Below are 12532 nucleotides of genomic sequence, written 5' to 3' on the forward strand. Positions count from 1 at the left end.
TTGAATGTGCCGCTATCTTCGGTCATCTGGCCGTCATCGGCTCGGACGGGGCCCGGGGACTTACAAGAGCGATGATGATCAAACATTTTCTGACGATATGCGCTGCCGCAACAGTCGCTGCGGCGGGAACTTCGCTTGCACAGGCCCAGAGCTATCCGGTTCAGCAGGCGCCGAGCTATGGCGCTCCGGCCGAGTATCGGCCCGGTGACCGCACCCCGAATTTCGACGCGCTGGACGACGACGACGCAATGCCGCAGGCCTCGCTGCCGCCGCCCGGGCCGGCTGAGGATCCGCGCTACGCTCGTCCCGCCGGCCCGCCGGTCTATTCCGCGGCTCCGCCGCAGGGCCCGGTGATGTCGCCGGATGACCCGCGTTATGGCCGCCCGGCTGGCGCTCCGCCGGTCTATTCCGCCGCACCGCCGCAGGGGCCGGTCATGTCGCCCGACGATCCCCGTTATGGCCGCCCTGCCGCTCCGCCCGCGGTGATCTATGCCGACCGTCCGGGGCAGGCGCCAGCCAGCGATGGCATGCGTCCGCCCGAAGCTATCGGTGGCCCCGCCGCGACCGGCGCGGTCCCACAGCAGGGCGCCGATGGCCGGCCGACGTCGGTCGCCGCGCTGCCGCCCGAAGAGCAGCCCGACGCTGCCCCCGTGCAACTGCCGCCGAACCTGCGCCGCCAGGAAGTCGCGTTCCAGACCAAGGAGCCGGCCGGCACCATCGTGGTCGATACCCCGAACACCTACCTCTATTACGTCCTCGGCAATGGCCGTGCGATTCGCTACGGCGTCCGCGTCGGCCGCGACGGTTTCACCTGGACCGGCGTGCAGAAGATCACCCGCAAGGCCGAGTGGCCGGATTGGCACCCGCCGGCGGAAATGATCGAGCGCCAGCCCTATCTGCCGCGCTTCATGGCCGGTGGCGAAGGCAATCCGCTGGGTGCCCGCGCGATGTATCTCGGCTCGACCGTGTACCGCATCCACGGCACCAACCAGCCCTCGACGATCGGCAAGTTCGTCTCGTCAGGCTGTATCGGCATGCTGAACGAAGACGTCTCGGACCTGTTTGACCGTGCCAAGGTCGGCACCCGCGTCGTGGTGATGCCTGGCAATCCGCCGGCTGGTACGACGACCGCATCGGCCGCGCCTGCACCCGGTCCGGCTCCAATGGCCGCCCAGGCAGGCCCCGTGCCGGGCACGCAGCCGACCGTCGTGCCGCCGCTGCCCGCCCCGGTCACCGTGCGCTAGAGCGCTTCACGAATTCAGATTGCAAAAGGGCGTGCCATCGGCACGCCCTTCGTCATTTCAGGCGAGCTTGCGAGGCGGCTCACTACCCTTGGTGAAGGCCTCGATCGCCTCGACCATCTGGCCGTAGTGGATGCGCAAGCCGTCCTTGGTAGCGTAGCCGAGATGCGGCGTCAGCACGACATTGTCGAGCTTGCGGAAGGGATGGTCGACCGGCAGCGGCTCGACCGAGAATACGTCGAGGCCAGCGCCCGCGATGCTCCGCTGCTGCAAGGCCTCCAGCAGCGCGGCCTCATCGACAATGGGCCCGCGCGCGGTGTTGACGAGGAACGCGGTCGGCTTCATCCGCGCAAGATCCTCGCGGCTGACGAGGCCGCGCGAGCGCTCGCTCAGCACCACATGGATGGTGACGATGTCGGCCTTCGCGAACAGCTCCTCCTTGGTGGCGTAGCCGACGCCGGCGCCGGCGCACTTCTCCGGCGTGAGGTTCGGGCTCCAGGCGATCACGTTCATGCCGAATGCCTTGGCGATGCCGGCCATCTTGCTACCGAGCTTGCCGAGGCCGACGATGCCGAGCGTCAGGCCTTCGATCTCGACACCGGCAAAGGTCTGCCAGGGCGCGCCGGCATGCATGCGCGCATTCTCGCGGCCGATGCCGCGGGTCAGCTCCAGGATGAGGCCCATGGTCAGCGACGCAGTTGGATCACGCGAATATTGCGTGCCGCCGATCACGACGCCCTTGGCCTTCGCCGCCTCCATGTCGATCGCCGCGTTGCGCATGCCCGACGTGAGCAGCAGCCTCAGCTTCGGCAGCTTGTCGAACAGGCTCCGGGGGAACGCCGTGCGCTCGCGCATCGCGCAGATGATCTCGAAATCGGCGAGCGCGCTGGCCGCAGCCTGCTCCGAGGTGAAGGGATGGCTGAACACGGTGGTGTCGATCCGGTCGGAGAGTTTCGACCAGTCGGCGACGTCGAGGGCGAGGTTGAAATAGTCGTCGAGGATTGCACAGCGCAGCCGCGTCATCAGCGTCGATCCAAGGCCAGAGTTGACGGCGAGAGGTGACAGCGCCGGGCGGGGCGCCATTGTCGGAACGGCGCCATGGTTGCGCGCAATCAGCCTCGCGCGCAAGCAGTCCGGGACTTCAAAAATCCGACAGGGACGGGGCGCTTCAGCGCGGCTTCAACCGGATCGGTGCATCCATGCCGTGCTTGGCGCGCCAGGCGGGGCCGGGGCCGCGCATATAGTGCAGTTCGGGCCGGTAGGGATTGAAGGCGGTGGCGAAGAAGCGCTTCCAGAAACCCTTGATCTCGGACACGAGCGCGTTCGCGCGACCGGCTTCCGCCGGAACGGGAAGGGAATGGGTCTCAATCAGAGCCATGATGGGGCCTCGCTGTGCTCCCGTTCATTCTGAGCGGGTGGCGCTGTTGCCGCGCGAACCGAGCTTTGGCCTGATTGATTAAAAGATGGTTTCAATTGTCCGGATCGGTGGCCGGATGGTGTCCGGCCAGTATTCATCCGTGGTGAACGGAGGGAAAACATTGCCCTTTGGGGGCGGGATCGCTACATCGGCGGCTAGCAAATCTCCTCAAATTGAAGGTTTCACGGGACCGATGGCGCGCCAGTTCATCTATTTCATGCAAGGCCTGACCAAGAGCTACCCGACCCGGAAGGTGCTCGACAACATCCATCTCAGCTTTTACCCGGACGCCAAGATCGGCGTTCTCGGCGTCAACGGCTCTGGTAAGTCGACCTTGCTCAAGATCATGGCGGGCCTCGACAAGGAATATACCGGCGAGGCCTGGGTCGCCGAGGGCGCCCGCGTCGGCTATCTCGAGCAGGAGCCGCAACTGGATCCGAAGCTGTCCGTCCGCGAGAACGTCATGCAGGGGGTCGCCAAGCAGAAGGCGATTCTGGACCGCTACAACGAGCTCGCCGTCAATTATTCGGACGAGACCGCCGACGAGATGACCAAGCTGCAGGACGAGATCGAGGCCCAGGGCCTCTGGGATCTCGACAGCAAGGTCGACCAGGCCATGGACGCGCTGCGCTGCCCGCCCGATGATGCCGACGTGACGAAGCTCTCCGGCGGCGAGCGCCGCCGTGTCGCGCTGTGCCGTCTTCTGCTCGACCAGCCCGACCTCCTTCTGCTGGACGAACCGACCAACCATCTCGACGCCGAATCCGTGTCGTGGCTGGAAGGTCATCTTCGCAACTATCCCGGCGCCATCCTGATCGTCACCCACGATCGCTACTTCCTCGACAACGTCACGGGGTGGATCCTCGAGCTCGATCGCGGCCGCGGCATCCCCTACGAGGGCAATTATTCGTCCTGGCTGGTGCAGAAGCAGAAGCGTCTCGAGCAGGAAGGCCGCGAGGACGCCGCGCACCAGAAGACGCTCGCCCGCGAGCAGGAATGGGTCGCCTCGTCGCCCAAGGCACGCCAGGCCAAGTCGAAGGCGCGCTACCAGCGCTATGAGGAACTGCTCAAGCAGGCAAGCGAGAAGCAGACCCAGACCGCGCAGATCATCATTCCCGTGGCCGAGCGGCTCGGTGCCAACGTGGTCGATTTCGAAGGCCTCAGCAAAGGCTTCGGCGATCGCCTGCTGATCGACGATCTCACCTTCAAGCTGCCGCCCGGCGGCATCGTCGGTGTCATCGGTCCCAACGGCGCCGGCAAGACCACGCTGTTCAGGATGATCACGGGGCAGGACAAGCCCGACAAGGGCACGATCACGATCGGCGAGACCGTGCATCTGGGCTATGTCGACCAGTCACGCGATGCGCTCGACGGCAAGAAGACCGTGTGGGAGGAAATCTCCGGCGGCAACGAGCTGATCCTGCTCGGCAAGAAGGAAGTGAACTCGCGCGGCTATTGCTCCTCCTTCAACTTCAAGGGTGCCGACCAGCAGAAGAAGGTCGGTGCGCTCTCCGGCGGTGAACGCAACCGCGTGCATCTGGCAAAGATGCTGAAGTCCGGCGCCAACGTGCTGCTGCTCGACGAACCGACCAACGACCTCGACGTCGACACGCTCCGCGCGCTCGAAGAGGCGCTGGAGGATTTCGCCGGCTGCGCCGTCATCATCAGCCACGATCGCTGGTTCCTCGACCGCATCGCGACCCACATCCTGGCCTTCGAAGGCGACAGTCATGTCGAATGGTTTGAAGGCAACTTCCAGGATTACGAAAAGGACAAGATGCGCCGGCTCGGCCAGGACAGCATCATCCCGCACCGCGTGAAGTACAAGAAGCTGACGCGGTGATGGTGTGATGATGCGGCGGGCGCTCATCGCTGCGGCGATCATCATCGCCGGCGGATGGCCGTCCGCCCATGCTGCCGATGCTGTCTTTACGCAGTTCATCGCCTCGCTCTGGCCGGAAGCGCAAGAGGCCGGCGTCTCGCGCGCGACGTTCGACCGGGAGACGCGCGGGCTCGAGCCTGACTACAAGCTGCCTGATCTGATTCTGCCGGGGCGGCCCGCGACCGGTGCGCCGTCGCAGGCCGAGTTCGTGCAGGTGCCGGCCGATTACGTCCGGGAAGCCTCGATTGCGAATCTCGCGGGCGAGGGACAGCGGCTGCTGCAAAAATACAATGTCGCGCTGACGAAGATCGAGAAGAGCTCCGGCGTCCCTGCGGCCGTCATGCTCGCGATCTGGGGACGTGAAACCGACTATGGTCGCTATAAACTGCCCTACGATCTCGTCCGCGTGCTGGCAACGCAGGCCTATGTCGGCCGGCGCAAGGACACCTATCGCAACGAGTTCATCCTCGCGCTGAAGATCCTCGGCGAGGGCGTGGTGACGCGCAAGGACATGACCTCATCATGGGCGGGTGCCACAGGGCTCACGCAATTCCTGCCGTCCGAATATTACAAGCATGGCGTCGATTTCGACGGCGATGGCCGCATCGACATCTGGCACTCGGTGCCGGATGCGCTCGCCTCGGCTGCGCAGCAGCTCGTCAACAAGGGATGGCAGAGTGGCGTGCGCTGGGCCTATGAAGTGCAGGCACCTGCCAAGGTCGACTGCACCATTGGCGTGCCCGAGGTGACCAAGCCGATCGGTCAGTGGTTGCGTGAAGGCTTCGTGCCGGTGCGCGGGCAGAAGCTGAGTGCCGCAGAGCAGGCCCAGCCGGCCTCACTGCTTCAGCCGGAGGGCATCTATGGTCCGGCATTCCTGACCACGAAGAATTACTACGTCATCAAGGAATACAATTTTTCCGACCTTTACGTGCTGTTCGTCGGTCATCTCAGCGACCGCATGACCAGCCCGCTGCCGTTTGCGACGCCATGGTCGGCATCGAAGCAGCTGCGTACGAAGGATGTGGAAGCGATGCAGCGCGAGCTCACCCGCATCGGATTGTACAAGGACAAGATCGACGGCAAGGCCGGCATGCAGACGCGCGCCGCGCTCGGCGCTTATCAGAAATCGGCGGGGCTCAAGGTTGATTGCTGGCCGAGCGAAGAGGTGCTGCGCTCGATCGAGGCCGCGCGCTAGCGGCTTTCCCAAAGAAAAAGCCCGGCCGATGGTCTCGGCCGGGCTTCGATCGCAGCGCCTGGTCAGCGCCGTGCGATCGGATCAGTAGCAGACGCGAACCGGGCGAATGACCCAGCCGTAACCGTCCCAATAGCGCTGCCGCTGCCAGTAGCAGGGCGGCGGGGGCGGAGCGGGCTCGGCGACGTAAACCGGGCCACCATAGGCCGGACGGCTCGATGCGATCGCGCCGCCGACAATGGCGCCGCCGATCAGGCCGGCCGCGATGCCGGCGCCGATGTTGTCACCGGCTTTGGCGGACGGAGTGGCGGTCACCAGCGAACCGGCGATCGTCGCAACCGTGAGGGCGGCAACAATAGTCTTCTTCATGCTCTTGGCTCTCCTGGGAGAAGGACGTCCCTTGTTAGGAGCGTCCAGGGTTCAAAGGTTCACGCACACTCTAATGGAATTGGCCTTGCAGCTAGAAAGCGCGCAATTGGTCAATCCACGGTAAACGCGCACGGAGCTGTGACGAGAAAAAGCGGTCTTTTTCAGGCTTTGAGATGAACGGCGCATCCGTAGTGAACCGGCCCAACGAGAACGGCTCGAGCGATCCGGTCTAACGCGCTCAGCCACAGACTCGGACGCGGCGAACGCGCCAGGCGTAGCCGTCCCAGAAGCGCTGCTTCTGCCAGACGCAACCATCGCCGTAATAGTCGTCGGCCACGTAGCCGGGACCCGGCGCGTAATAGCGGGGCGGATAGTAGCCGTAGCCTGGGCCATAGGCGTAACCGGGGCCGGGTCCGTAATAATACGGAGACGCCAGCGCGCCACCGACGATGGCACCACCGATGATGCCGGCGGCGACGCCCGCTGCGACACCTCGCTGCGCGTGGGCAGGCGCTCCCGTCGTCAGGACCAGGGTGGCGGCGGCAGCGATTGCCAATAGCGTCTTCTTCATCGGCTCGACCTTTCACAGGAACGCATAACTCTTGCGGCCAAAGTTCCATATTTCGCTTGAATGATCAATGAACGGCGCAATGGACGGGTGCGACCAATGGTTGAGACAGAGGCTTCCAGGAGACGACGATGAATGCCCTGACCAATGCCCTGATCGCCTGCGGCGCCGTTGGCGTGGTGGGTTATGCCCTGATGACCCACCTGCAGAACCGCGCCCCTCGGACGCGCACCAGAGCAGGCGGCGATGGCGGCGCCGACAGCTATTCGGATACGACGAATGACAGCTTCTCGTTGGGAAGCTGGTTCTCCAGCGACAGTTCCGGAAGCTCGACCGGCAGCTGCTCCGCCGGTGATAGCGGCGGCAGCGGTGGAGATTGTGGCGGCGGCGGTGATGGTGGAGGCGGCGGCAGCAGCGATTGAGCTCGGTCCGGCTCCTTTTGATCCAGCGCAACTCGCTAATTTAGAGCCGTTCTAGGCTTTATCCGGGCCAGTTTGGAATAGCTTGAAATACCGGTTTTTCCTTTTGCGTCCGGCCGGCCCCTTAAATATCGATGATGGTGCATCACCGAAGGGGCCTACCGCTTCCATGATCGTTTGTTCCTGTAACGTGCTGAGCGATGACGATATCCGCGCCGCCGTCGCCGAGTCCGACGATGCTGTGCGCCATGCCAAGCAGGTCTATGGATGCCTCGGCTGTAGCGCCGAATGCGGTCGCTGCGCCCGAACGATCAAGACGATCATCGACGAAGCGCTCGGCCCGTGTGCGCAGTCCTGCTGCGCCGGTTGCCCGCACAGCCACACGGTGGCTGCGAACGACGAGTTCGCCGAACCCGCCCAGTTCGCCCTCGCGGCCTGCTGAAAATTTCCGCGACGCCGGCTGAGCTTTTCCCCGGCTGCGTCCCGGCAGTCAGTTGCCCTTGTATTTAATCTCATTTAGAAGCGTTCTAAATCGGATGGAACCGATTTGGACTGCAGGAGCTGGAGTGGACCATGCAAGGCGACGCAAAAGTTATCGACTATCTCAACAAGGCGCTGCGTCACGAACTGACTGCGATCAACCAGTACTGGCTGCACTACCGCTTCCTCGACAATTGGGGCCTCCTCGACATGGCCAAGGTCTGGCGCAAGGAGTCCATCGAGGAGATGGAGCACGCGGACAAGCTCACTGCGCGCATCCTGTTCTTCGACGGCTTCCCGAACATGCAGGTGCTGGATCCGCTCCGCATCGGCCAGAACGTCAAGGAGATCATCGAGTGCGATCTTGCCGCCGAGATGAGCGCGCGTGCGCTCTACCAGGAAGCGGCGACTTACTGCCACGGCGTCAAGGACTACGTCACGCGCGACCTGTTCGAGAAGCTGATGAGCGACGAGGAGCACCACATCGACTTCCTCGAAACCCAGCTCGACTTGATCGGCCGCATCGGCCTCGAGCTCTACACCCAGAAGCACGTCGGCGGGCTCGAGGGCGAGGGGCACTGAGCCTCGCTCTCTCCTTTCGTCATGGCCGGGCTTGACCCGGCCATCCAGGTCTTGCGACGCGGGAGGAAGAACGTGGATGCCCGGGACGAGCCCGGGCATGACGGTCTGTTCGAGCCGCGAACATCCCGTTACAGCTGCGCCTTGTAGCGCTCCTCCACGATCTCCTGGCTTTCGGGCTCGCCGAGGCTGGTCTGATCGTGGATGACCTGGCTGATGCTGGGCATCACTGAGCGCGGCACCTTCTCCGTCGACCACAGCTTAGAGCGCATCAGAGCCTTGCCGCAGTGGAAGTAGACTTCGTTGACGGCGACGCTCAGCACCGCGCGCGGCGGCTTGCCGAACTCCACCATCGCGGCGAGCAGATCCGGATCGGCCGAGAGTGTTCCGCGCCCGCCAACGCGCAGCGTTTCGTCAATCCCAGGGACGAAGAACAGCAAATGCACGAACCCCGAGCCTTCAACGACATTGCGAAAACTGTCGATGCGGTTATTGCCGGCGCGGTCGGGCATCAGCAACTGGTTTGGGCCGGCGACATGGACAAAGCCGACGCCGCCACCGCGCGGTGAGGCATCGACGCTGCCATCGATGCCCGATGTCGCGAGCACGCAGAACGGCGACATCTCGATGAACTTCCTCGCATGCGCATCGATCGCGGGACGCGCCTTGGCGATCACGCGCGGGGTTGGCTTCGCATAGATGGTGGCGAGGTCTTCGGCGCAAAGGTCAGTCAACGGCGTGCCTCCGGATGAGCTCGGCGTCAAACTACCCGATCGGGCTACGTCCGCCAATGAATTCCCGCTTGAGACGTCAGACGGCGTCGGCAGGCACGAAGCAGCTGATGATGATTGCGCCGCGGTGGTGGACGTACCACACCACGGCTTGACCGACCGGATTGCCGCGATCGCGGATGATGGCGCGCTCAGGCACCTCCATCCACTGTCCCTCGATCGGCACCCAGTACGCACCTTTGCGCACGTCGTAGTCCGTGCGGTGGCCATCGGAGATGTCGCAGCAGGGTACGCCGTTCGGCGCGATTACGCTCTTGAACCACGCACGGATGTCGGGTGGAACGCTATCGTACTGGCCATTGTCGAACGCGAGCGCGGTGCCCGTCATCGCGGCGAGCCAAACGCACAGCGCAAGCCTGTGCATGCAAATCCTCCTCATCGCGTTGTCGATTCGTATCGTTGACGCGATTAAGCCCGAGCCGTCGGCTCATTGCATGCTCAAATAATATGCGGCGTGGGGGCGCCGCACATGATGCGTTGCGATATCGAGATCGCTGGAAGATGTCTACATCGTGCGCTGCGGTGCGGTTCGTGCCACCGATGCTGGCGATGCCATGGGCGGTGATCGCATCCTTCATCATTCGTGGCTGGCCGGTATAGTTACCGCTGTTGTAGTCGGGATCGCTCCTGATGGTGTCGGGCATGATCCGCCGCAGCATCCAGTTGCGCGACGCCATCTCGGTCGGCTCGTCTTCATGCCATCGGAGGGCTTCGACGATTTGCCGTGGCCGATCGCATCTGGAAGGATGATGTAATATTTGGACGCATCGAGCCGACCGTCTTATGAGGACATCACCGGGAGAGACTGCATGTGTCGCAACATCAAGACCCTGTTCAATTTTGAGCCGCCGGCGACGGAGGAGGAGATCCATGCCGGCGCGCTTCAGTTCGTGCGAAAGCTCTCCGGCTTCAACAAGCCCTCACAGGCCAATGAGGCGGCCTTCGACCGGGCGGTGGCGGAGGTTTCAGAGGCTGCGCGAAAACTACTGACCTCGCTGCATACCCACGCGCCGGCGCGCGACCGAGAGGTCGAGGCGGAGAAGGCGAAGGAGCGTTCGCGTCTGCGCTTCGGCTAGACGTTACACAAAGCCCCACCGTGACCTGCCTCACGGTGGCGTTGGCCGTGACGCGCGATGATGTCTGCCGGGGTTCTGACAACCCGGAGCAGGAACCATGAGCCGTCCCCTTCTTCCGCTGAAAGCAGGTGCCATCATATTCACGCTGTTGTGGACAGCGTGGATGATGTGGTGGAGCGGCTCGTTCTCGAGCGCGAACGTGGTGATCCTGGCGGTTTGCGGCGCGGCTGTCGGCTATCTCTGGTACCGCGCCATGCGCTGGCAGTTCGAGCGCATGGGCATGGTGCCGCGACGTGACAACCAGGCGAAGTAACGGCGCAAAGCGCGATGAGATTAGGATGGATCATCGCGCTTTAGCTCGTGGTTTGAGCATGATCTTTTCGGAAAACCGCTTCGCATTTTTCCGGATCATGCTTTAGCCCTTCTGGCCGTGCTTCTTCTTTTTCTTCTTTTTCTTGGGCTCGTCGCCTTCGCCCTCGTCGCTATCGTTATCCGAGGACGCATCTTCAACCTCGTGCACTGCAGCTTCGAGGGCGGTGCGCTCGGCGGCTTCCTGCTCGCGCTGGCGGCGGCGCTCGTCCCAAGCGTCGAACAGCTGATCGAGCCACGGCAGCACTTGCTCGATCGATGGCAACTGGCCGGGCGGGCCCTGCGGACCGACTGGGCCCTGAGGTCCTGCGGGGCCCTGAGGTCCTGCGGGCCCTGGGGTCCTGCGGCACCCCGCGGACCGACCTCGCCTGCCTTGCCTGGCAAGCCAGGCTTGCCCTGCGGTCCAGCCTTTCCGGTCGGTCCAGGCTTGCCTTGTGGTCCCGGCTTGCCGCGCGCGCCGTCCGGGCCGCGCTTGCCCGGATGACCCTGCGGCCCCGGCCGTCCCGGTTCGCCCTGCCGTCCGCGCGGACCCTGCGGTCCCGGCCGTCCCTGATCGTCTGCCACGCCGCTGCTCCCTCTTGGCACGCTTGCTAATTAGCGGCGTTTGACGGCAGCAGCAATTCCGGCCGGGCGTCGTGGCGGGCTTGATCAACATCAATCGGCGCTGCAAGACGGCATCGTGCCCCGACGTCGTCCCGGTCGGCTACGCCGAGGAGCCGCAGCCGTCATGGGCGATACTGACGGCGTTCGCGTTGTGCGCAATCGACCGCGGCCTGGATCGCGATCATCACGACGTCACTGCTTGCCGGCACGAAGCTGTACCGGACGCTCCTCGGCGCCGTCACGCGCTAGTCGTGATAGGCCGGCACCTCGATGCCGGAGGCCGCATAGATCCTGATCTTGTTGCGCAGCGTGCGCACCGACAGGCCGAGCACGCGCGAGGCACGCGTGCGGTTGCCGTCGCAGCGCGCGAGCGTCTGCAGTACCAGCTCGCGCTCGACCTCGCCGACGGTCGCGCCGATCAACAGTGGAACGATCTCATTGGGTGCAAGCAATTGCGTGCCCTGCTCGGGCGCCGCGACATGAACAGTGGTCATCAATACACTCCCCCGATCAACGCCCGCTTCCATCGTTGGAAGCGGATCGAGAACAACGACTCCTAATCCGTAGATCTACGGTGGGCGGCTTTGGTTAATGAAAGGTTAATTCCAGGCGATCGCTACGAATTGACCTTGGGAATGCCGCCGCGTTGCCGCGATTGGCATAAGATGCATAGCGATGCGGACCGATCTCGCTCACACCGTGCGATATCCGCCGTCGACCATCACGATCGATCCTGTGACGAAGGACGACAGGTCTGACGCGAGGAAGATCGCGGGACCGACGATGTCCTCGGGCTTGCCGGTGCGCGCGAGCGGGGTGTGGTCGACGAAGGCCTGCACCAATGCCGGATTGGTGGCGCGCACATGGGCGTTGAGGTTGGTCTCGATGAAGCCCGGCCCGATCGCGTTGACGCGCACGCCCTCCCTGCCGAGCTCGACCGCGAGCGCCTTGGTGAAGCCGAGCACGCCATGCTTCGAAGTGGTGTAGGCCGCCGAACTCGGCGTGCGCAGATGCACGAAGGACTGGATCGAGGCGATATTGACGATGCGGCCCTTGGTTGCGCGCAGGGGGCTGAGGAATGCCTGCGTGATGTTGAAAACGCCGTTGAGGTTGAGCGAGATGATGTCGTTCCAGTCCTTCGCCACCGCTTCAGTCTCGGCGGTAAAGGCATTGCGGCGGGTGATGCCGGCATTGTTGACGAGGATCGAGACCTGCCCGACCTTATCGGCGACCTGCTTGGCCAGTGCGAAACAGTCGTCACGCCTGGTCACGTCGAGCGCGAAGCTCGTAGCCTTGCCGCCGGCCTTGCGGATCTCCTCGGCGGCCTCCGCGACCGTGGCGGCGTTGACGTCGAGCAGCACCACTTGCGCGCCTTCGCGGGCATAGCCGGCGGCAATCGCCCGGCCGATGCCGGATCCGGCGCCCGTGACGACAGCGATGTGGTTTGCGAGCAATGCCATGGCAATTTCCTCCCGGATTCGCTTCTAAGTTTCATGAAAGGCTAACCCGAAATTAAGGGGTCGGAAACGGCAGCCTTGGCATACTC

At 63.9% G+C, this 12532-nt stretch carries 16 protein-coding genes and 2 pseudogenes; 8 read left to right on the forward strand and 10 right to left on the reverse strand.

Annotated elements, in window-relative coordinates; all coding sequences use genetic code 11:
- The first annotated feature begins 74 nt into the window (after positions 1–74).
- Positions 75–1244, forward strand: a complete 1170-nt coding sequence (locus ACNJX9_RS11035) for a L,D-transpeptidase family protein (protein ID WP_439408762.1) — start codon at positions 75–77, stop codon at positions 1242–1244.
- Positions 1245–1301: 57 nt separating this feature from the next.
- On the opposite strand, the gene ACNJX9_RS11040 is transcribed toward ACNJX9_RS11035, so the two are convergent.
- Positions 1302–2264, reverse strand: a complete 963-nt coding sequence (locus tag ACNJX9_RS11040) for a D-2-hydroxyacid dehydrogenase family protein (protein ID WP_439408763.1) — start codon at positions 2262–2264, stop codon at positions 1302–1304.
- A 145-nt stretch (positions 2265–2409) separates the two neighbouring features.
- On the reverse strand, positions 2410–2619 hold the full coding sequence (locus ACNJX9_RS11045; RefSeq protein ID WP_439408764.1) for a hypothetical protein: 210 nt from the start codon (positions 2617–2619) through the stop codon (positions 2410–2412).
- A gap of 232 nt (positions 2620–2851) precedes the next feature.
- On the opposite strand from ACNJX9_RS11045, the gene ettA reads away from it, so the two are divergent.
- Together ettA and ACNJX9_RS11055 are read left to right on the forward strand one after the other, a co-directional pair.
- On the forward strand, positions 2852–4501 hold the full coding sequence (gene ettA, locus ACNJX9_RS11050; protein ID WP_439408765.1) for an energy-dependent translational throttle protein EttA: 1650 nt from the start codon (positions 2852–2854) through the stop codon (positions 4499–4501).
- A 7-nt stretch (positions 4502–4508) separates the two neighbouring features.
- Positions 4509–5735: a lytic murein transglycosylase gene (locus ACNJX9_RS11055; RefSeq protein ID WP_439408766.1), complete on the forward strand. Its 1227-nt coding sequence runs from the start codon at positions 4509–4511 to the stop codon at positions 5733–5735.
- Positions 5736–5816: 81 nt separating this feature from the next.
- Here ACNJX9_RS11055 and ACNJX9_RS11060 read toward each other — a convergent pair whose 3' ends face one another.
- On the reverse strand, positions 5817–6101 hold the full coding sequence (locus ACNJX9_RS11060; protein ID WP_057754182.1) for a hypothetical protein: 285 nt from the start codon (positions 6099–6101) through the stop codon (positions 5817–5819).
- Between the two features lie 238 nt (positions 6102–6339).
- Positions 6340–6672, reverse strand: a complete 333-nt coding sequence (locus ACNJX9_RS11065; RefSeq protein ID WP_057754185.1) for a hypothetical protein — start codon at positions 6670–6672, stop codon at positions 6340–6342.
- Between the two features lie 128 nt (positions 6673–6800).
- On the opposite strand from ACNJX9_RS11065, the gene ACNJX9_RS11070 reads away from it, so the two are divergent.
- The 3 genes from ACNJX9_RS11070 (at position 6801) to bfr (ending at position 8150) form a co-directional block, all read left to right on the forward strand.
- Positions 6801–7091 (forward strand): hypothetical protein, encoded by a 291-nt coding sequence (locus ACNJX9_RS11070; RefSeq protein WP_439408767.1) that lies wholly within the window; start codon positions 6801–6803, stop codon positions 7089–7091.
- Positions 7092–7257: 166 nt separating this feature from the next.
- On the forward strand, positions 7258–7530 hold the full coding sequence (locus ACNJX9_RS11075) for a (2Fe-2S)-binding protein (RefSeq protein WP_057754191.1): 273 nt from the start codon (positions 7258–7260) through the stop codon (positions 7528–7530).
- 131 nt (positions 7531–7661) lie between these two features.
- Positions 7662–8150, forward strand: coding sequence for a bacterioferritin (gene bfr, locus ACNJX9_RS11080; protein WP_011089420.1), 489 nt, complete (start codon positions 7662–7664; stop codon positions 8148–8150).
- 128 nt (positions 8151–8278) lie between these two features.
- Here the strand turns inward: bfr and ACNJX9_RS11085 are convergent, their stop codons facing one another.
- From ACNJX9_RS11085 to ACNJX9_RS11095, 3 genes and pseudogenes are all read right to left on the reverse strand, one after another.
- Positions 8279–8881, reverse strand: a complete 603-nt coding sequence (locus ACNJX9_RS11085) for an MSMEG_1061 family FMN-dependent PPOX-type flavoprotein (protein WP_057754446.1) — start codon at positions 8879–8881, stop codon at positions 8279–8281.
- A 76-nt stretch (positions 8882–8957) separates the two neighbouring features.
- On the reverse strand, positions 8958–9302 hold the full coding sequence (locus tag ACNJX9_RS11090) for a hypothetical protein (RefSeq protein ID WP_128950206.1): 345 nt from the start codon (positions 9300–9302) through the stop codon (positions 8958–8960).
- Positions 9303–9468: 166 nt separating this feature from the next.
- A pseudogene (locus tag ACNJX9_RS11095) lies at positions 9469–9710 on the reverse strand (hypothetical protein); the annotation flags it as partial.
- Between the two features lie 37 nt (positions 9711–9747).
- On the opposite strand from ACNJX9_RS11095, the gene ACNJX9_RS11100 reads away from it, so the two are divergent.
- The gene (locus tag ACNJX9_RS11100) at positions 9748–10014 is read left to right on the forward strand and encodes a DUF2277 domain-containing protein (RefSeq protein ID WP_439408770.1); all 267 of its coding nucleotides are present in this window, start codon (positions 9748–9750) and stop codon (positions 10012–10014) included.
- A 97-nt stretch (positions 10015–10111) separates the two neighbouring features.
- Positions 10112–10327, forward strand: a complete 216-nt coding sequence (locus ACNJX9_RS11105) for a hypothetical protein (protein WP_057754199.1) — start codon at positions 10112–10114, stop codon at positions 10325–10327.
- 102 nt (positions 10328–10429) lie between these two features.
- Here ACNJX9_RS11105 and ACNJX9_RS11110 read toward each other — a convergent pair.
- The 3 genes and pseudogenes from ACNJX9_RS11110 to ACNJX9_RS11120 all read right to left on the reverse strand — a co-directional run bounded on the left by ACNJX9_RS11110 (position 10430) and on the right by ACNJX9_RS11120 (position 12446).
- Positions 10430–10947: pseudogene (locus tag ACNJX9_RS11110) on the reverse strand (collagen-like protein).
- 284 nt (positions 10948–11231) lie between these two features.
- Positions 11232–11480, reverse strand: coding sequence for a helix-turn-helix domain-containing protein (locus tag ACNJX9_RS11115; RefSeq protein WP_057754205.1), 249 nt, complete (start codon positions 11478–11480; stop codon positions 11232–11234).
- Between the two features lie 198 nt (positions 11481–11678).
- Positions 11679–12446, reverse strand: coding sequence for an SDR family NAD(P)-dependent oxidoreductase (locus ACNJX9_RS11120; RefSeq protein ID WP_439408772.1), 768 nt, complete (start codon positions 12444–12446; stop codon positions 11679–11681).
- Between the last annotated feature and the right edge of the window lie 86 nt (positions 12447–12532).

It is taken from the genome of Bradyrhizobium sp. BLXBL-03, assembly GCF_051853015.1.
Classification (GTDB): Bacteria; Pseudomonadota; Alphaproteobacteria; order Rhizobiales; family Xanthobacteraceae; genus Bradyrhizobium; species Bradyrhizobium manausense.